This window comes from Pseudomonas sp. B414 (assembly GCF_055408445.1).
This window is the reverse complement of the sequence record NZ_JBUZTQ010000030.1, coordinates 1-19,982: the sequence shown is the minus strand read 5'-3', so window position 1 is coordinate 19,982 and position 19,982 is coordinate 1. Positions and strand designations below refer to the sequence as shown.

Annotated in this window: 13 protein-coding genes; 6 read left to right on the top strand and 7 right to left on the bottom strand. The window is 57.0% G+C overall.

Annotated features, from left to right (window positions below):
* Window positions 1-58: 58 nt before the first annotated feature.
* Complete coding sequence (locus ACZRMH_RS20375) at window positions 59-2,095, bottom strand: TonB-dependent receptor (RefSeq protein ID WP_464014975.1); 2,037 nt, start codon at window positions 2,093-2,095, stop codon at window positions 59-61.
* Window positions 2,096-2,314: 219 nt separating this feature from the next.
* Here ACZRMH_RS20375 and ACZRMH_RS20370 point away from each other — a divergent pair, with 219 nt between their 5' ends.
* Both ACZRMH_RS20370 and ACZRMH_RS20365 read left to right on the top strand, forming a co-directional pair.
* Entirely contained in the window at window positions 2,315-2,545 is a 231-nt protein-coding gene (locus tag ACZRMH_RS20370) for a VF530 family protein (protein ID WP_153377795.1), read from the top strand.
* A 7-nt stretch (window positions 2,546-2,552) separates the two neighbouring features.
* Window positions 2,553-3,191 (top strand): Pr6Pr family membrane protein, encoded by a 639-nt coding sequence (locus tag ACZRMH_RS20365; protein WP_464014974.1) that lies wholly within the window; start codon window positions 2,553-2,555, stop codon window positions 3,189-3,191.
* A gap of 109 nt (window positions 3,192-3,300) precedes the next feature.
* Here ACZRMH_RS20365 and ACZRMH_RS20360 read toward each other — a convergent pair whose 3' ends face one another.
* The 3 genes from ACZRMH_RS20360 to ACZRMH_RS20350 form a co-directional block, all read right to left on the bottom strand.
* The gene (locus tag ACZRMH_RS20360; RefSeq protein ID WP_464014973.1) at window positions 3,301-4,086 is read right to left on the bottom strand and encodes a siderophore-interacting protein; all 786 of its coding nucleotides are present in this window, start codon (window positions 4,084-4,086) and stop codon (window positions 3,301-3,303) included.
* A complete protein-coding gene (locus tag ACZRMH_RS20355; protein WP_464014972.1) occupies window positions 4,083-4,661 on the bottom strand; it encodes a PadR family transcriptional regulator in 579 nt (192 codons plus the stop codon). Before ACZRMH_RS20355 ends, ACZRMH_RS20360 begins: the two co-directional genes overlap by 4 nt.
* Before the next feature lie 130 nt (window positions 4,662-4,791).
* Window positions 4,792-7,902, bottom strand: a complete 3,111-nt coding sequence (locus ACZRMH_RS20350) for a transglycosylase domain-containing protein (RefSeq protein WP_464015004.1) — start codon at window positions 7,900-7,902, stop codon at window positions 4,792-4,794.
* A 394-nt stretch (window positions 7,903-8,296) separates the two neighbouring features.
* Between ACZRMH_RS20350 and ACZRMH_RS20345 the strand changes: the two genes are divergently transcribed.
* Window positions 8,297-9,718: an amino acid permease gene (locus ACZRMH_RS20345; RefSeq protein ID WP_464014971.1), complete on the top strand. Its 1,422-nt coding sequence runs from the start codon at window positions 8,297-8,299 to the stop codon at window positions 9,716-9,718.
* Window positions 9,719-9,776: 58 nt separating this feature from the next.
* Here ACZRMH_RS20345 and ACZRMH_RS20340 read toward each other — a convergent pair whose 3' ends face one another.
* From ACZRMH_RS20340 to ACZRMH_RS20330, 3 genes are all read right to left on the bottom strand, one after another.
* Entirely contained in the window at window positions 9,777-10,898 is a 1,122-nt protein-coding gene (locus ACZRMH_RS20340; RefSeq protein ID WP_464015003.1) for an OpgC family protein, read from the bottom strand.
* A gap of 145 nt (window positions 10,899-11,043) precedes the next feature.
* On the bottom strand, window positions 11,044-15,951 hold the full coding sequence (locus ACZRMH_RS20335; protein WP_464014970.1) for a dermonecrotic toxin domain-containing protein: 4,908 nt from the start codon (window positions 15,949-15,951) through the stop codon (window positions 11,044-11,046).
* Window positions 15,952-16,258: 307 nt separating this feature from the next.
* Window positions 16,259-17,878, bottom strand: a complete 1,620-nt coding sequence (locus tag ACZRMH_RS20330) for an FMN-binding glutamate synthase family protein (protein WP_464014969.1) — start codon at window positions 17,876-17,878, stop codon at window positions 16,259-16,261.
* Between the two features lie 307 nt (window positions 17,879-18,185).
* Here ACZRMH_RS20330 and ACZRMH_RS20325 point away from each other — a divergent pair, with 307 nt between their 5' ends.
* The 3 genes from ACZRMH_RS20325 to ACZRMH_RS20315 are packed head-to-tail and all read left to right on the top strand — an operon-like array spanning window position 18,186 to window position 19,795.
* Window positions 18,186-18,635, top strand: a complete 450-nt coding sequence (locus ACZRMH_RS20325) for an NUDIX hydrolase (RefSeq protein WP_464014968.1) — start codon at window positions 18,186-18,188, stop codon at window positions 18,633-18,635.
* Window positions 18,632-19,270: a LysE family translocator gene (locus tag ACZRMH_RS20320; RefSeq protein ID WP_464014967.1), complete on the top strand. Its 639-nt coding sequence runs from the start codon at window positions 18,632-18,634 to the stop codon at window positions 19,268-19,270. Before ACZRMH_RS20325 ends, ACZRMH_RS20320 begins: the two co-directional genes overlap by 4 nt.
* Before the next feature lie 12 nt (window positions 19,271-19,282).
* Entirely contained in the window at window positions 19,283-19,795 is a 513-nt protein-coding gene (locus ACZRMH_RS20315) for an N-acetyltransferase family protein (RefSeq protein WP_464014966.1), read from the top strand.
* Window positions 19,796-19,982: the final 187 nt, after the last annotated feature.

Sequence of the window (19,982 nt, the reverse complement as noted above, 5' to 3'; positions counted from 1 at the left end):
CAGACCGGGGCATCTGCATCGCAGGCAAGCCAGCGCCTGCAGGTGGGTGCGAGTTTGCTTAGAACGTGGTGCGCAAACCGAACTCAATGCCACGCCCCGGGGCAGGTGCAATATCTCGCAAAATTGAGCTGGCATAACGTACGGTCTGGTTGGTCAGGTTATCGCCTTTGACAAATGCCAGCCACTGGCTGCTGCCCACATCGAAGTGATAACCGGCGCTGGCGCCCAAGGTGGTGTAGCCATCGGTGCCGGATTCATTGGCCGGTACGCGGCCCTGATTGCTGGCATGCTCGACGTCGATACGTGCTTGCCAGCGATCCCGTTCCCACAGCAGGCCGCTGCTCAGGCGTAGCGGGGCAATGCGTGGCAAGGCCTCGCCGGTGTCGAGGTTAGTCGCGCGGGTGTAGTCGCCTGACAGTTCAAGAGCAAACTTGCCGTAGGCGCTTTCGCCGAGCTTCCAGTGATCTTTGGCTTCAAAGCCGGTGAAGCGCGCCCGCACTCCGGAATAGGTGTACTCCGGGATGCCGTCTGCGTCGGGTTCACCTTCGTCGTTAAGCGTACGACCGGTGTTCAGCAAGCCGATGTAATTGGAAAAGTGGCTGTAGAACACGCCCACGCTGCCTTTGTGGGTGCCGTTGTCAAAGCGCAGGGCCAGATCGCTGGCTACGGCTTTTTCCTTGGACAGATTGGCGTTGCCCACTTCATAGGTACCGGTGGCCACGTGGGCGCCATTGGCGTACAGCTCATAGAAGGTTGGCGCGCGTTCGGTGTAGCCCAATGTGGCGGCCAGCGACCAGATCGGGGTGAGGGTGAAGACTGCCCCTGATGACAGGCTGCCCGCGGTGAAGCTCTGCGAGCTGTCGGCGGCGGCAAAGCGCTCGTTACCCTTGGCATCCGGGTCGACCACGGTGTGTTCCAGGCGCCCGCCGAGGCTGAGCTTGAGGTGCTCGGTAGCTTGCCATTCTTCGAGCACAAACAGTGCGCCGCTGTTGGTGTCGGTCTGCGGTACAAAAGCTTCCTCACCCAGGGCCGAGAACTCGTTGCGATTGACCTGAGCGCCGATGACGCCTTCGAGCGGGCCGATCGGCACATGACGCGCTTCAACGCGGGCTTCGTAACCCTTGTTTTTGAAGGTGGTGCCGACTTCGCCGCCCTCGATTTCGCGGTGCTCGTAATCAGTGTATCCGGCGTCGATTTTCAGCGAGCTGAAGGGGCCTTGCAGATTGCGCATTTCTGAAGCGAAGGCGTAGTGATCCTGCTTCATGCGGATGCGTACATCCTGCTCGGCAGGTGAGCCGTAGTTGGCGTCATAAGTGCTGTAGGAAAGGCCAGCGTAACCGTCTTCCCATGTGTAGGAACCACCCACTGCGCCGCCATCCTGCCGGCCATTGCTGTTGCCCAGACGGCCTTTTTTCTCGTCACTGTCTTCGCTTTCAGGGGCATGACGGCTACGGGCATAGCCGGGGATTTTCAGGTCATTGAACTCGCGGGCGTTGGCATCCAGGTGCAGGGCGAAGGTGCCATCACCGGCTTCCAGTTTGCCCGCACTGCTACGCGTGGTATCTGCCCCGCCGTAACGCAGTTCACCGGCACCGTGAATACCGTCGATGGCTGCGGTGGGGATGCGGTTGTCGAAGGTGTTGACCACGCCGCCGATGGCATTGCCGCCGTACAACAGGGCCGCCGGGCCGCGCACGATTTCGATGCGTTCAACGTTGACCGGGTCCAGCGGCACGGCGTGATCGTAAGACAGCGAGGAAGCATCCAGCGCGCCGACACCATTGCGCAAAATACGAATACGGTCGCCATCCAGGCCGCGAATGATCGGTCGGCTGGCGCCCGGGCCGAAGTAGGAAGACGACACTCCAGGCTGTTTGTTAAGGGTTTCGCCGAGGCTGCCTTGCTGTTGCAGGGTCAAGTCATCGCCTTCCAGTACGGTGGTCGGCGACGCCAGTTGGCTGTTGCCCAGAGGGTTGCCGGTAATGACTTGGGGTTGCAGTTCGAGGGCGTAGGCCGGGGAGGCGAGTAACAGAGCAGTAGCGAGCGGGGTAAGTCGAAGTCGTCGCAGGTGAAGCGGGAAAGCAGGGGAGGACATTGCAAGTTCCTTGGCAAGGTGACGAAAGAAAGCGGCGCTGAGCGCTCTTTAATATGAAAGTTATAGTTACAATATAACATCACTTTAATGCTGTCCAAGCGGAACTTTCATTCCGGCCTTGAGTCAGCGCTAGACTTGCCCTGTACCGAATGCACTTCCCCCTGAGCAGGTGCTCGGCTAAGGTGCGCGGCTTTCTCTCTTTTGCTTTAAAGGCCAGGCATGACTGAACCCAACAACAACCCATTGCACGGCGTGACGCTGGAACAGATCCTCACTGCGCTGGTGGCGCATTACGAGTGGGAAGGGCTGGCCGAGCGCATTGATATTCGTTGCTTCAAGAGCGACCCGAGTATCAAGTCGAGCCTGACGTTTTTGCGTAAAACACCATGGGCGCGGGAAAAGGTAGAGCGGCTGTATGTGAAGTACGCCCGCAGCAAACGCGAGCTTTGATCTGCGTATGAGTGCTTTGTCAAAGCACAGGCTTTGCGCGGTGATGGCGATACTGGGCTGGGGCGCTCTGGCGATTCAGCTTGAGCTGGTGCTGTTTGCCCGCTGGGAAAGTGGCGCCAGTCTGGTGGGCGGGCTGATGAGTTACTTCAGCTACTTCACCATTATCACCAACACCCTGGCGGCCATCGTTTTGACCTATGCAGCAGACACCCGGCCGTCCAGGTGCAGGGCGTTTTTCTTGCAGCCGTGGGTCGCCAGTGGCATTGCCGTCAGCATTATCGTGGTGGGAGCGGCGTACAGCCTGCTGCTGCGCCAGCTCTGGCAACCCGAAGGCCTGCAATGGCTGGCCAATGAAGTGCTGCACGATGTGATGCCGGTGCTGTACGCGTTGTACTGGTGGTTCTATGTGCCCAAAGGCGTGTTGCGCTGGAGTCATGTCGGGTTGTGGATGCTGTATCCGCTGGTGTACTTCGCTTATATCCTGCTGCGCGGGCATCTGCTGGGCGTTTACCCGTACCCGTTTGTGGATGTTGAAAAGCTGGGCTATGCGCAGACGTTTATCAATGCGAGCGGGATTTTGGCGGGGTTTGTGGCGGTGGCGCTGCTTGTGGTGGCGGTGGACCGGTGGCGCGCGCAACAGCCTTGATACTGCGCGTGCTTTTGTGGGAGCGGGCTTGCTCGCGATAGCATCGGCTCGGTCTGGCCTATAAACCGCGTCGCCTGTATCGCGAGCAAGCCCGCTCCCACAGCGTTTCTTATTCTTCTGTACTGTCGTCCAGGCGCCAGTAGCCCACAGCTTTGACGAACTCTTCATTCAAACCATGGGTGTCCAGCAGCACTCTGCGTACTTTGCGTGACAGTGCACTTTCGGTGGCGACCCAGGCGTACAACTCGCCAGCCGGAATCTTCAGCCCCTCAACAGTGCTGAGCAGGTCCTCGCCCGGCGCATCGCGATGCACCCAGATCACGTCGACCGAGGCCGCGCTGTTGAGCGGTTGTTCCTCGAGGACGTTTTCTACCTCGATCACCACCAGGGCACGGCGATTGGCAGGCAGCTCCTCCAGGCGGCGGGCGATGGCTGGCAATGCAGTTTCATCACCGACCAGCAGGTAGCTGTCGAAGATATCCGGCACCACCATCGAACCCCGTGGCCCGCCGATATGCAGGTACTGGCCCGGCTGAGCCTGAGCAGCCCAACTGGCGGCAGGGCCGTCACCGTGCAGCACAAAGTCGATATCCAGCTCAAAGGTGTTCAAGTCATAACGGCGCGGGGTGTAATCGCGCATGGGCGGCATGACGTTGCCTTTGAGCCCGGCACTCAATTGCAGATTTTCCAGTGCCGCCTGTTCTTCGACTGTCTGGGGGAAGAACAGCTTTACGTGGTCATCGCTGCCCAGGCTGATAAAACCCGCCAACTCAGGCCCGCCTAGCGTAATGCGGCGCATGCGCGGGGTCAGCTCGACCACCCGCAGCACTTCAAGTTTGCGACGTTTGATTTCATGCATGACCCGGTGGATGGTCTGAGGGTTTGCGGCATTCATTCAGCGTTCTCCTGCGCAGGCTGGGCAGTGACAGGGCCATCGACGATGGCTTTGGCGGTGTTGTTGAGCAAGTCGCGTACCCGCAGGATCTCGTCCGGGCTCCAGCGACCATGGTGCATTTGCAGGGCGTGGCGCAGGTTGTGCACGGCCTCGTGAATTTCGGCGGGGCGGTCATGGCCGCGCAAAGAGCGCTTGCTGACATCGATGCGCATGCGCACGCCGTCCAGGGCAATGGCTTGATCAGCCAGGGACTGGCGGCCAAGGTCGGTCACGCAATAGCGTTTTTTTCCGCCCTCAGCATCGCCCTGGATCATTTCGCTTTCTTCAAGAAAGGTCAGGGTGGGGTAGATCACGCCGGGGCTCGGGCTGTAGGCGCCGTCGAACAGGCCTTCGATCTGGCGGATCAGGTCGTAGCCGTGGCAAGGCTGCTCGGCGATCAGCGCCAGCAGCAGCAATTTCAAATCGCCGGGAGCGAATACTCGGGGGCCGCGCCCGCCGCGTTCACGGCCGGTGCGTTTTTCGAAACCGTCTTGACCCGCGCCATGTTCGCGGTGGTGGGGATGATGTTCTCTCATTTTCTCTTCGTCCTCTCTGCAAGTTAGATACAACTTAAGATATATCTTAAGAAGTGTCTAAAGGCAGGCGACGAACGGTAATGATTCTCATCATTCCGCAGGGGTTGTAGGTGTGGCAATGTTAAGGGGGTTACTTCGCTACGGTTTGTGCCGCCGCTGGCGCAGTGCACAAGGTGTTGGTGCCAGGTTGCAGGTAGGGCGTGAGGATCGGTGCCATGCCCTTGAGCACCTGCACCGGCAACGCCGAGGTGAACTTGAACGCCTCGGCCGAGCGCCCCGGTACGAAGGCGGTCAAGGTGCCGAAGTGATGCTCGCCGATATAGAACACGAAGGTTGCAGTACGGTTGATCGACTTGGAGCTGAGAATCCTTCCGCCAGCTCCCATGCTCTCGATGCGGTTATCACCCGTACCCGTCTTGCCGCCCATGGCCAGTGGTGTTCCATCGTCGAGTTTGAAACTGCCTGAAACCCTGCGCGCGGTACCTGCATCCACCACTTGTGAGAGGGCTTCGCGCAGGGCCGTGGCGACTTCGCTTGGCATGACGCGCAGACCTTTGTCGGGGTCGTTGACCAGGCGGGTTTCGTAGGGGGTATCGGCGGCAAAATGCAGGGTATCGATACGTAACACCGGCAAACGTACGCCATCGTTAAGAATGATCCCCATCAGCTCGGAGAGCGCAGCCGGACGATCCCCGGAGCTGCCCAGCGCGGTGGCGAGGGAAGGCACCAGATGGTCGAAGGGGTAGCCGACCTTCTGCCAGCGTTGATGGATATCGAGGAAAGCCTCGATTTCCAGCATGGTGCGGATGCGGCTGTCGCGGGCGCTCTTGTGCCGGCTTTTAAACAGCCAGCTGTAAACTTCCTGACGCTCACGCTCGCTGGCGCTGACTGCTTGGCTGAATGTGGCCTGCGGGTTGTTGAGCAAATACCCCAGCAGCCACAGATCCAGCGGGTGGACTTTGGCAATGTAGCCCTGATCAGGCAGGTTGTAGGCCCCGGGGCCGTAGCCTTGATAGAGTTTGGTGAGCCGCTCGTCAGTGATTTTGTCGCTGCTCAGGTGTGAGCGTACAAACCGGTTAAAGGTGGCCTGATCCGAGCTGGGAAACAGATAGCGATGGACTGCCGATATGCGTATGGCGGTAGGGTGCATGCTGTCGAGGAAAGTATCGAGGCGGGCCTTGGAGTCTTTGCCGCGGTACTTCTTCCAGAACTTGAGCATGAACGTCGTGCCTTCACGGTCGGCAAAGCGGCTTAGATACTCCTGGCGTAACGGGTTACGGTCGTCACTGAGCAGCTCGGCGTTACTGGTGGGTGACTGATAGCTGGTGTAGCGCACCACGTCGCGCATCAGGCGCACAAAGGGCAGGTTGATCGACTCGCGTATCGAGTCGCGCAGCGTTGCGACGCGGTTATTGTCCTGGCTGCGGAAGTTGTGAAAGCGATGCATGCCGCCACCGGTGAAGAAGCCTTCGTCGGGGTTGGCCGAATACTCGCGGTTGAGTGCGGCATCGAGCATGGGAGCAAGTTTGGCGCCGGGGTTTTCGATCAGATAACCCAGAGCCCAGCGAGTCAGAGGGTCTTGATCCTTGATCTGGTTTTTTTTCAGTGTGGCGCCGGATTGGGCGGCATAGCGATCATGCAGCTCTGCAATGATTTGCAGGTAGGTGGTCAGTACCCGCAGCTTGGCGGTTGAGCCCAGCTCAAGCTTGCTACCCTCATTGATATCGAAGGGCTGGTCGGTACTGTCAGTTTGTACCCGAGCGCGTGCACCGTCCGGGGTGAGTTCGAACAGGGTAAAGCTGTAGCGCACTTGTGCAGTGCTGGTAGGGGTCAAGAGGTAAGGGCCCAGCACGCCGATTTTTTCTGCAAAGGCGGGGTCTGCCAATTGGCGCAGGTAGTCACTGACCTGACCCTGTAAATCGCCTTGCAAGGTGCTGGTGGCCGAGAGGTCAAGACGATCGAGGTCATACAGCGGTCGTTGGAGCAGTGCGGACAGTCGACTGCGGGCCACACTGATGCCTTTGTTGGTTTCGTTCGGCTGCATGGTCGGCGCAAGCGCCCAGTCGCGGTAGGTCACCTGACTGGCGAGTGCAGCCGCAGTCAAGGCAGGGTCGATCACGTTGTTTTGCGCCAGCAGGCGTATATGGCTGTCGGTCAGTTGTGCCAGTTCGTCACGGCCTCTGGCCAGATAGTGTGAGGGCCTGCGCTGGGCAATCATCAATGACAGCACTTCGCGCAGGGCCAAGCCTCTTAGTGCCAGACTTTTTGGATCAGTGGCGGTACTGCTCAACTGCTGGTTGACCTGATTGAAGTCGGCGCCGTACCACACCCGCAACCCTTCAGCCATGCCGTGGACTTCACCGTGGCCGGGTACGGCCGACAGCGGCACGCTGTTGAGATAATCGCGTACGACCTTTTGCCGGGCGGGCAGTGTTTGCGGGCCTTCCTGATACGCTCGCACGCTGGCCGAGACCATCTGGCGCAGTTTCTCGCCTCCCGACAGCGTCAGCCCATCGGGTGAGTGCCGATACTTTTCAAGCTGGGTGGCCAGGGTGCTGCCACCTGCGGATTGCCCCGGCAGGTGCAGGAGCTTGGCGAGCTGGGAGTAGGCGGCCATGGCAAAACGTGGCCAGTCCACTGCGGGGTTGGCCTGGGCTTCCTCAGGGTTGAGCAAGTCGCGGTTTTCAATAAACAGCAAGCTGTGAACCACCAGTGGGGGAATGCTGGCAAAGCTTGAATACAACTGCTGCGGGTAATTGTATTGATAGAGCGAGCTGCCTGCGCAATCGGTGATCGAGAGCCCGGTCTGGATTTTTTCCGAATAAGGTACGAAAAACCCTTTCTCGCTATAGCTCAATAGCGCTGGCGAAAAGCGGCTTTGTTGTGTGATGACGTAGTCACGCTTTAAAAGACGCGGCAGAAAGTCGCCCAATGCGCTGTACCCCAAGCGCTTATCGAAGGGGCCGTCACCGGGATAAAGCATCGCGTCGCTGGGCCCTGCGTGCATCGAATAGCTCAGGGACGCGGCAAAGCGGCTGAACTCACGGGCTTGCAGCCTGGAGCTGCGCACCTCCTGGGCAATCACCAACCCGAGCACAACCAATGCGGCCAGTACGATCAGCCCGAACACGAGCCACCCATAACGCCTTGGCTCAGGAGGTTGCGGCGGGGGTACAGCATCGTCCATTACTGCTGATGACACCGTCGTCTTACTGGAGTTGGAGTTCCACAGTACGCCCATAGTCGACAGATCCACGTACGCATCTTGGTTGCGCTTGATAGAAGCGTAGACGCTGGCGGATGCAGGTGAAAATTTTGTGCGCCTTATCTGATAATTCTGTAGGCAATGGTTTGTTTATGGCTTCCATTGATGCCGGATTCGCTTGCCGTAGCCAATTGGATCTCCCTTGTAAGTGTAGGGATAGAGCCCTCGCGACAGGTAAATAGGTCCTAGGTAGGGGCATGACTGTGCACCAACCCTGTGCAATACTCGCCGCCGATCTCAGTAGGGCATTTCTCTTTTGATCTAACGGCCTACAAAGCCTGGGCTGATCAGGAGGCAAGACGGGTGATCCGCCGGTCTTTTCGAGCGCTCTATTGATGCATACCCAATAACAATACGAGGTTGTACTTTTATGCCAGTCGGCAACCACCAGCCCCACGCGGACAGCGTGCAAGGCGGTCCCCTCAAACGCGAACTGGGCGAACGCCATATTCGCCTGATGGCGCTTGGCGCCTGTATCGGCGTAGGCCTGTTTCTGGGCTCGGCCAAAGCTATTGAAATGGCCGGTCCGGCCATCATGCTGTCTTATATCATCGGTGGCCTGGCCATTTTGGTGATCATGCGCGCACTCGGCGAAATGGCCGTGCACAACCCGGTAGCCGGTTCGTTCAGCCGCTACGCCCAGGATTATCTTGGCCCGTTGGCTGGCTTCTTGACCGGCTGGAATTACTGGTTCCTGTGGCTGGTGACCTGTGTTGCCGAAATCACTGCAGTGGCGGTGTATATGGGCGTCTGGTTCCCCGATGTGCCGCGCTGGATCTGGGCTCTGGCGGCACTGGTGAGCATGGGTTCGATCAACCTGATCGCAGTTAAAGCGTTCGGTGAGTTCGAGTTCTGGTTTGCCCTGATCAAGATCGTCACCATCATTGCGATGGTGTTCGGCGGTATCGGCATTATCGCGTTCGGTTTCGGCAATGATGGCGTTGCCCTGGGTATTTCCAACCTCTGGGCCCACGGTGGCTTCTTGCCTAATGGCATCCAGGGCGTGCTGATGTCCCTGCAAATGGTGATGTTCGCCTACCTCGGTGTCGAGATGATCGGCCTGACTGCCGGTGAAGCCAAGAACCCGCAAAAGACCATTCCGAGTGCAATCGGTTCAGTGTTCTGGCGCATCCTGCTGTTCTACGTGGGCGCACTGTTCGTGATCCTGTCGATCTACCCGTGGAACGAAATCGGCACATCGGGCAGCCCGTTTGTGATGACCTTCGAACGTCTGGGGATCAAGACGGCGGCTGGTATTATCAACTTCGTGGTCATTACGGCGGCTTTGTCGTCGTGCAATGGCGGCATTTTCAGCACTGGCCGCATGCTCTACAGCCTGGCGCAAAACGGCCAGGCTCCGGCCAACTTTGCCACCACCGCGAAAAACGGTGTGCCGCGTCAGGCATTGTTGCTGTCGATTGCTGTGTTGCTGTTGGGTGTGGTGCTTAACTATATGGCACCGGAGAAGGTGTTTGTCTGGGTAACGGCCATTGCGACCTTTGGCGCGATCTGGACCTGGCTGATGATCCTGCTGGCGCAACTGCGTTTCCGCAAGAACCTGAGCCCGCAGGAAGCCGCAGCCCTCAAGTACCGTATGTGGCTATATCCGTACAGTTCTTACGCGGCATTGGGTTTCTTGTTGATGGTAGTAGGGCTTATGGCCTACTTCGAAGAAACCCGAATCGCCCTGTTTGTAGGCCCGGCTTTCTTGATCCTGCTGACCGTGCTGTTCTATGTGTTCAAGCTGCAGCCGACTCAATCAACAGCGGCTGATGGCCAATCTGTCAATTGATCTGAATGCCTGCACATAAAAAAACCGGTCTGTTGACCGGTTTTTTTATGACTGACATTCAGGGTTTGGTTGTGACCTTTGCAGGTATGCCCAAGCGTTTGTTCCAGTCCAGCCAGGCGGCCAGCACGGCCATGATGCCCACGCCCATCAAGGCACTGAACAGCTGCATGACGAACTCGTCACCGCCCAGGGCATTGAGCATGTCGGCCAGTGGCGCGAGGATCACACCGAGGCAGAACACCTCCAGTGAATAGCGGCCCATGCGACAGGTCTGGCGGGCAAACCAGTTGTTGAGCCAGCCACTGTGGGGCACCACTTTTGCCGATACGTAAGCCAGGGCCAAAAAGTGCAGCAAACGTACCGGTGACAGATTGGTCTTGCTGATCGGATACAGGTGTTCTCCCAGCCATAGCGGCATAAGCGCGTCGTGAAACTGTGGCCATTTCCATGACAGGGCCAGCAAACCGGTGATCAACAGATATACCGCTGCTGCCACAAACAGAGGCTGGCGTGCCAATGACCGTGTCTCAGGAGCCTTGGCACGCTGCCCGTGAATAGCTGCCGCCCCGCCCAGAATAAACAGGAACTGCCAGGCCATAGGGTTGAAAAACCACACCCCGCCTTCCTGCGCTGCCAGGTTCCACACCGGCGCCAGCAGGTATAGCCCCAGGGATACAGTCACCACATACAGGGCCTTGCGCAGCAGTACCGGCAGCACCAGCGGCAAGCCAAGCAACAGCACGATATACAGCGGCAGGGGGTCCATCAGGTTGGGTTTGAAGCGCAGCAGCAACTCGTCAGTCAGGGCCTGTTGCGGGTTGCTCAGGAAATACTGCAGGCCCATCTCCTGCACCAGGTCCCGGGTTTCAACGTGGCTGTTGGCATAAAACACGATGCCCATCAGCACCGCCAGCAGGAAGATATGCACCACATACAGCACCCAGGCGCGGCGCAGGATTTTTACGCTGGCGACCATAAACCCGTCGCGTTGAGCAATTTTTCCGTAGGCCAGCACGGCCGCATAACCGGCCAGAAACACAAAAATTTCCGCCGCATCACTGAGGCCGAAGTTGCGCACAGTCAGTTCTGCCAGCGGGTTGTGCGGGATGTGATCCCAGAAAATAAAAATCAGCGCCAGCCCGCGAAAGAAATCGATGCGGTGGTCGCGTCCGTTAAGTATCACGGCGAGTACTCAGATCAAGATTGAATAAAAAATGGGCGCAGTGGTAAATGCGCGCCACCTGTTGGCGGCGCGCAGGGTGACGGTTATAGGGCCTGAATGCAAAGCCCGTGGATTGTAGCGATTTGTTACCGAAGGGTAGCCATCACTCTTCTAGAATGGTTTCCAGAGGTTTTTTATTAAGGATTCGTTGGGTAATGCGCTCCAGGGTTTTCTTTTTCTGCTGGTCCAGTTTTTCCAGCTCGTCGTAATAATCGGCATCCGCCATCGGCTCGCCGGTAAAAACTCTGGCCTCATCAATAACCAGCCGTTGTGCCAGCTGTTTTAACTCACCTTGCAGCAGGGCCCGCGCCTGGGTGTCATCGCTGCCCATGGTGTCCACCCACTCCTGCTGTTTTTCCTGAAGTGCTTCCAGGTCGTGATGACGTTGTTCAAGCAGTACGTTGGTGTTCTTGATTTCGCTGCTGTAAGCCGACTCGATAAAGTCGCGCCAGATGCCTTCGGCAAGCAGTTTTTTGGTCATGTAACCGGGTATGGCTTCCTGATTCAATACAATCTCATAAGCCTCCTCGATTTGTGCCGGGGATATTTTGGCCAGATCCCGGAATCGCATATGCGCCGGTTGCCAGGGCAGCTCGAGGCGTTGCGCCAGATCCACTTGATAGATCAGCTTCACTTCAAGCTCGTCAGGTTTGAGGTTTTGTATTTCCAGAGGCGACAGTACGCCTTCGCTCACGGCCGTCTCATAGGCATGGTTCTGCAAGGCAATTTGCGTTTCGGCAATATCGTCCAGTTCGAGTAAACGCACGCGGCCCTTCATCAGCTTGAGCAATTTGGTTTCTTTAGTACTGCCTTCAGCCAGCAATGCTTCGCGCAGTAAAAACTTGAAGCCGAAACGGCTGAAAATCGTCGAAGTGCGGTCAACGCAGGTTTCGTTTTCCAGGGATGCTGCAAACACTTCTTCCCGGTACCCAGCGTCTTCGGCAGTGGTTTCCAGTACTTTCCAGACCCTCTCGGTCAACTGTTGGCGGTCGCGCTCATAGTCCGCTGAAGCGACCAGGTCGCGAATGACCCTGAAGAAGTTTTCGGAATGGGGTTCTGCCTCCAATGCTGCCCAAAGGTCTGTTTTAAGTGCCCGTTCAGACTCGCTCAAAGTGCGATCGAGCCATAAATTGACCCGCAGGCTGGGTGCTGGCGCATGCACACGTGACTCAAGGGGAAGTTCCAGGCGGGTTCTGTAGGCATTGACCGCTTCAAAGGTCGAATGGTCCAAGGGGTTGTCGTGCAAAAATGTGTTTGCCAGCCGTTGCGCCGGTATCTGGAAATAGCCCTCTGGCAGGGTTGTCAGGTTGTTTTCGCGCAGATCCAGGTGTGTCAGCCGTTCCAGATGCTCAACGCCTGCTGGCCATTGGCTGAGTCCGGTTTTTTTAAGGTTCAGGCGCGCCAGCTCCGACATTTGGCTGAAATCCGGTATGGCGCCCAGGGGGTTGTTGCTCAGGTTGACTATCCGCAGATTCTTCAGGGTGGCCAGCTTGCCTGCGGCTTCAGATGTGAGTGTGATCCGGTTGTACGGCAGGTGGAGCTGTTTCAGCGCCTGCAGGTTAAACAGTGATTGCGGGAGTTCTCTCAAGTGCGCCGATTCAAATCTCAGCTCTTGCAGATTGGGGAAGTGAGCGAGGAATGAATCGATGCTGCCATGCAGATACATATCGTTCATTTGCAATGATGTGACGTGGCTGAAGTCGGCATTGAGAACGGGCAATTTGGCGAGGTTGATATCGCTGATATTGAGCCTGGCTCCAGGGTGTTCTCCGCCGAGTCCGGAGCTTCGCTGCCAGCACCGGATGATTTTATTGGCAACACGGGTCTTGTCGCTGATATGGACGGGACGTATATGGTTCTCGCTGACCTGAACCATTTCCAGCGGCCCGCTGATCCAGTCGTCGAGGGTGTTCTTGAGGTCTTTGAACTCTTTGTTCAGGGCCTCAAGCCGGGACAGGCCTGCACGGCTGTAGAGACTCTCAAGTTCCAGAAACCGCTCAACAACTTCATTGGTATGCATGGGGAACAGCTTGGACTTCAGGTGCCTGATCCGTCTCGGGTTTGCCGGGAAACAGGCAAAAGGCGCGCGGCCGCAGCGTGCGGGCTCTACCTCAACGGCAGGGTAACCTTCACGGCCTTTGGCCAGTTGCAGCGGCGATTCGGTTTTCAGGGTGGTGGGTTGAATGCCCAATACCCGTCTCAATGTTTGGCGGTCCATCGGCCCCCGAGCGGTCAACGCCTCTTTTAACGCCTGACCCTGGCCTGTATGGGGAAAGCCCAGCGCGGCACGCTGCTCGTCTTGCAGCGCATGGAGTACCGAGGCGTAGATATCATCCAGACCGTGCAACATTTGTTCGTGGCCGTTGTAGGTGCTGTAGCGGTTGCCCTCTTTGACCAGTACTTTACGAACCGGCGCGTCTGGCGTACCAACATGGTCCAGCAGGCGTCCGGAAAGCCTGTGCTCGCGCACTTCAAGGCGCAGGTTGGTGGGCCAGCCAGGCATCCGCTCAAGGCTGTGCAAAATCAGTTTTTGCGTATCTGCGGTGGTGTTGTAACCAAAGAAATAGCTGTCGTACGCGCGCATCAGTCGGGTCTGTTCAACAAATGTGCGGGCTTCTTCCTGCAGACGCAGGGGGATACGGGTGCCATCCGCCAACTGCCAGATTTCGGCTGATGTAGCAGCACGGATCATCTCATTGGCTGCGCTGAGCGGCAGTAGCGGATAGGTATCGACCAGGCGTTTTACCAGAGGGTCGTCGGAGTGTTGGGTCAGGCCGTACTGGGAGGCGAACAAGTACTCGCGCATCTGTTCGCTGTGCTCGGCAATCCTCAGGCCCAGTTGCCGGACTTGTTCGTCAAGTTCGTACACCACACCACCTGTGAGCGGATCAGGTCCGACCAGGGATCTGATTTCATCGGTGTTAAGTGATTGCAGTATGGTTTTGAACAGTTCCCCCTGGCGCACCTGGCTGTCGAGCACTTGAATAACGGGCAAGTGTAAAGTGGCGTGGGTGCCGTATTCCGCGATGGTCTTGCCAGCGTTGTCGACGATGCGCAACGCTTTGGTGCGTGGCCATATAGCGGGGGCCGTCAGCACTCGTAGTTGCAGGGACGGATCGGCATTCATGTTTGCGGCACGCATCTGGGCGATGAAGTGATCCAGGTTTTGATTGGTGTCAAAGCGTTGGATGCAATCGTCCAGCAGTGCAGGAGGCGGCTGCTGATCGATAAAGGTCTGGCGCAGATGGGTTGCATCAGCGTCGGCGGCATGCAGCATGTCGAGAGCCTGCTTGTCGCTCAGGTCGTGAAGTGCAGCATCCAGGCGTCGTACAAAAGTGGGTTCGTCCCAGCGTGTCAGCTCTTCTGCTTCATGCACCCAGGCGCCTTGACTGTTGCTGGTGATTAACGGGGCATAGGCATCCGGGATTTCAGGATGTTGCAGGTGATAGCTGCCATCGGCAGCGGCTTCAACTTGATAATGCTTGCCTTCGAGTTTCAGGTAGTTTTTATCGCCGCGGTAATACAGCCCTTGGTTGTCGGGTTTTGTCGATGAGTCAAAACTGATGTCGTGCTCATAGGGTTTGAGGTCGGGCTTCCACAGTTGGGTTTTACCCTCTGGCGTGGTGATGACATCCAGTTCTTCAACAAAGGGGGATTTTTCAACAAGGGCCGGTTTGGCCACTTCACTGGTCAGTTTCCCGGCGGCTGCAACAAAGGCGAGGTTGATTAGCACACTTTTGGTGTAGGACCAGGCCAAGGCTTGTTCGTCTTGCTCCCAGGCTTCAATGCCGTGATAAATATCGGTCATGACCTGCGCGGCAAAGACCACGGCCATCACCTCACCCAGGCCGGGTATAAACAGTGCCGCCACATTAAGCACATTGAGTGCTGCATCGAAATAATGTTCGACACGCTCAATCAGGGAGAGTCGGTTGATAGCCGCTGTAGGCACTGCCAGAAAGTAAGCGTCGCGCAAGAGTTGCTGTTTTTTTTGCGTGTACAAGTAGTCAAACAGGTTGTGCTGGATCGGCTTGAACTGCATTTCAAACGGGTCGCGAACATCATTGATAAAGTGGTTGTTCAAACGTTTTGTCAGTTTAAGTTTTTGGTATTGTGGTGCCAGTTGGACAAAGAAATTCCGGTAGCTTTGTTCTTTCAGCTTGTCCATCAATCCGGCAGCTGCCTGCCGGGCGCTGGGGTATTCCTTGAGGCAACTTATCGGGTCGCCGGGTATATACACAATGCAGCGACGATCGGCCTCGATGGGGGTGCCGTGGGTAAGGATCATTGAGCTGAAATGAATATCGTCCAGAGCCAGCGAGTGACAGGTGAGTGGCCGTCCATTGAATAATGGGGGGTTGTCGCTGTTGCAGTAGTTGATCAGGGTTGAGTGTGTGCTTTGAGCAATGTCCCCTTTAATCAGGGCAATATCAGCCTGCAGCCTTAAAGTGTTGCGTTCATGCTGGATAAAGGCTTGTTCCAGTCGTGTTCTTTCAGACGTGTCGGGTGGGTTGAACAGAGCATTCAGGTGAGCTTGATATTGACCGCCGATATCCAGTTCACGGCACAGGCGTGCAAAATCTACCGGCTCGATATCTATCCTTTTGGGGGGTGGGCCGCTGGAACTGCGTGATTTGTAGTCCCACAAATGTGAGTATTTCGGGATGCCCTCGGGTTCGGCCTGGTCGGCGGTAAAGTTATGCAGCGCGGCTTGCAGAAGTGTTTGGGTGGTCGAACGTTCAACTTCTTTGGTGAACCAGTTAAGTGTGGTGATGGTGATGACGTTTTTTTTGACGTCGCAGGTAATACCGAATTTCTCTTTTATGCCGCGCTCCAGCAAGGGGGCTGCAAAGGCTTCTACGGTGCTGATTTGATCCAGGTAATGACTGACGGCGCCAAACGATTGCTGATTCAGATGCTGCGAATATTTAAGATTATGACGCTGCTGGCGTGTTGCCTTGGTAAACCATTCAGGCAGATTGAAGGTGAGGCTGTTTAAATGCGTTACCAAGTGCGTGGGTACAGACGCAGCATGTGTTTTGATAAAGTCATGGTGTATACCAACTTTATGCAGGTCGGGGGCAGGCGACGTTGATGCATCAAGAGCCGGAGTGGTATCTGGCATGGGTCAATATCCGTATTGTTAAATGTCTCCTGAGTTTATAAAGGAAGTGGGGCGCTAAAAAGTCTAAAAAGTGGATAGGGCTGGTGTCCGGTTAAGCAAGTATTTAGTCCTGATATATATATATCTAATACCTGCACTGTATTAACAGCCAAACCGGGTGGTCATTTCCCACCCGGTGTCAGCAGCAAGCGATTCAGGCTGCCGCAATATCGTTGGGCTCAAAACTGTCCGCTCGGGCCATTTGCCACATGCGCGAATAGAATTCGCCATTGACCTCGCCGGTCAGCAGTTCGCCGGGCTTGAGGAATACATGCAGTTGCGAGAACAGTTTGATCTCGGTAGCGGACATACGGCGTACCAGGTGTTTGGCCGACAGTTGTGCCGGGTGTTCCAGGCCGGCCGCGGCAAGCATCTCGGCCAGGGCCTTCAAGGTATTGCGGTGGAACTGGAATACCCGCTGGGCCTTGTCCGGCACTACCAGGGCACGCTGGCGCAGGAGATCCTGAGTAGCCACGCCGGTGGGGCATTTATTGGTATGGCAGGACTGCGATTGAATGCAGCCGATGGCGAACATAAAACCACGGGCCGAGTTGGCCCAGTCGGCGCCAATGGCCAGGACGCTGGCGATATCGAAGGCGCTGACAATCTTGCCGCTGGCGCCGAGCTTGATCTTGTCCCGCAGGTTCAGACCCACCAGGGTGTTGTGGACGAACAACAGGCCTTCGCGCAGCGGTGCGCCAATATGGTCGGTGAACTCCACGGGGGCGGCGCCGGTGCCACCTTCCTTGCCGTCGATGACGATAAAGTCCGGCAGGATACCGGTTTCCAGCATGGCCTTGGCGATGCCCATAAACTCCCAGGGATGACCCAGGCAAAACTTGAAGCCTACGGGTTTGCCGCCGGACAACTCACGCAACTGCGCGATAAATTGCATCAGCTCTATCGGCGTTGAGAATGCGCTGTGGCGCGAAGGCGAGATGCAGTCTTCGCCCATCGGCACACCACGGGTTGTAGCAATTTCCTCGGTGACCTTGTGCTTGGGCAAGATACCGCCGTGGCCCGGTTTGGCGCCCTGACTCATCTTGATCTCGATCATCCGCACTTGTGGCGTGCGGGCCTGGGCAGCAAAGCGCTCGGGGTCGAAGCGCCCGTCAGCGGTACGGCAGCCGAAGTAGCCGCTGCCCAGTTCCCACGTCAGGTCACCACCGTTCTCACGGTGATAGGCGCTGATACTGCCTTCCCCTGTGTCGTGGGCAAAGTTACCGAGCTTGGCGCCCTGGTTCAGGGCGCGAATGGCATTGGCGCTGAGCGAGCCAAAGCTCATGGCTGAAATATTGAAAATCGACGCCGAGTACGGCTGGCTGCATTGTGGGCCACCCACCACGATGCGAAAGCTCGTGGGGTCGGTCAGCGGGGCCGGGCGCATGGAGTGGCCGATAAATTCAAAGCCGGGCTGGTAGACGTCAACCAGGGTGCCGAAGGGTTTATCGGCGCTTTCATTCTTGGCCCGCGAGTACACCAGCGAGCGTTGAGCCCGTGAGAAGGGCAGCGCGTCGCTGTCAGACTCAAGCAGGTACTGGCGGATTTCCGGGCGGATGGCTTCCACCAGATAGCGAATATTGCCCAGGATCGGGTAGTTGCGGCGCACCGCATGGGGGCTTTGCAGCAGGTCGAAAATGCCCAGCAGGCTCAGGGCAAGGGTAATGGCGGTAAAGGGCCATAACCACTCATGGTGCATAAACGGCAGGCTGGCGAGGGTGAAGATGACGCAGAATGCAAAAAACGCATAACGGCTTAGCAGTGACAGGCTCATACGGTTTCCTGTTTCAGGCTGGTCTGTTCCGTCAGGCGGTGACGCCTGAAGTGGTTGAGAACAGAAAAAGGACAATAGAACCCTCTCTTTGAGTCGGAGGTTTGCAGGGGGGAGTGTTGGTCATGTATCACGCAAATGCCATCTTCCTGTCAGATTATTCATTGAACGGGATTTCATCTGTGGCAGCATCCCGACCAAAGTCGGGCGCTTCATACAGAACGTCAGGGTAAAAGTGCCATCTGTGTATTTTCAGGCTCGCTGAGGCATGTGATCCTTTGTGCACTTCCTACCTGGCTGGCTGATTTTTGTGACTTCTCTAGAACACTTCACCGAGGTAACACCCAAGACCATTCGTATTGCCGCTGCAGTATTGATCGGCCCCGATGGTCGAACCCTGCTGGTGCGCAAACGCGGCACTCAGGCCTTTATGCAGCCCGGTGGCAAGATCGAAACCGGTGAATTGCCTGTCAGTGCGCTGGCCCGTGAGCTGGAAGAAGAACTGGCGCTGGTGATCGACCCTGCCAGCGCTGTGTACCTGGGCCATTTTGCCGCCCCCGCGGTCAATGAACCGGGTTTTGAGGTGCAGGCCGAGTTATTTCTGCTGCAGATCAGCGAGCCTGTAACCCCGGCTGCGGAAATTGAAGAAGTGCAATGGATCGACCCTGACGGTGATGGTGGCCTGGTACTGGCGCCTTTGACCCGGGATCTGGTCTTGCCGTTTTATCGCAATACGTTGCTGACCAGGGCTGCGCCATGATCCCGAGCCATGACTTGCTGATTTTTGCAGCGGCCTGCCTGCTGATGGTGTTGACGCCGGGTCCGAACATGATTTATCTGATTTCGCGCTCGATCTGCCAGGGCCGCAAGGCCGGGGTCACCTCATTACTTGGGGTGGTGGCCGGGTTTTTTGTGCATATGTTTGCTGCGGCAGTGGGGCTCACGGCAGTGTTTCTGGCGGTGCCGATGGCCTATGAAGCACTAAAGTGGGCCGGTGCCCTGTACTTGCTGTGGATGGCCTGGCAAGCGGTCAGGCCTGGTGCCCGCTCACCCTTTGAGGCACAGGAGCTGGCACCGGACTCATCATCAAAACTGGTGTTGATGGGCTTTATGACCAGCGTGCTGAACCCCAAGGTGGCGATGTTTTATCTGTCGGTTTTCCCGCAATTTATCAGCCCGCAGCACGGTTCGATGTTGACTCAGAGTATTGTATTGGGCCTGACTCAAATCAGCGTCAGCTTCACTGTTAACCTGCTGATTGCGCTGTTCGCTTCCGGCATTGCCGTGTGGTTTGTGCGCAATCCGCTGTGGCTGGCCGCGCAGCGTTATGTGATGGGCTGTGTGCTGGCTGCACTGGCAGTGAGGCTGATGCTGGAACAACGTAAAACCGCATGATCTGGACGTGTAATGGCTATAGAACTGCTTGCCCCCTCAAACGCCAAGGCCTATCGCCAGCTGATGCTGGAGGCCTACGAACTGCACCCTGAGGCGTTTGTCTCAAGCATTACTCGGCGTGAGAAATTGCCGCTGAGTTGGTGGGAATCACAGCTTGATGATGAGTTGAGTACCCTGTTTGGTGCCTTTGTCGATTCGCAACTGGTGGGGATTGTCGGCCTGGCTTTCGAGCCCTGGGAAGATGCCCAGCATATGGCCACCCTGTTTGGTTTGTATGTGTCCAAGGATTTTCGCGGGCAAGGGCTGGGTGAAGATCTGGTGCAGGCAGTGCTGTCCTTGGCCGAACAAGAGCCGGAAATCAAAGTGCTTCAACTCAGCGTCAGCGCCAGTAGCCCTGCGGCGCTGGCGCTGTACAAACGTTGCGGGTTTGCGCAGTCGGGGCTGGAAGATTGCGCGATTCGGGTGGGGGAGGAGTACTACGACCGGGTGCATATGCGCCGGTTGGTTAATATTGAGGACGCTTGAATGTGGTTTTTTTGGGGGAGCGGGCCTGCTCCCACAGGGTGTGTGGCACCCACAAAGCTCAAAACTTGCTGAGATTATTGTGGGAGCAAGCCTGCTCGCGATGCAGACAGCGCGGTCAGTCTGGCAAACCGCGGTGATGCCTTCGCGAGCAAGCCCGCTCCCACAGGGTGTGTGGCACCCACAAAAT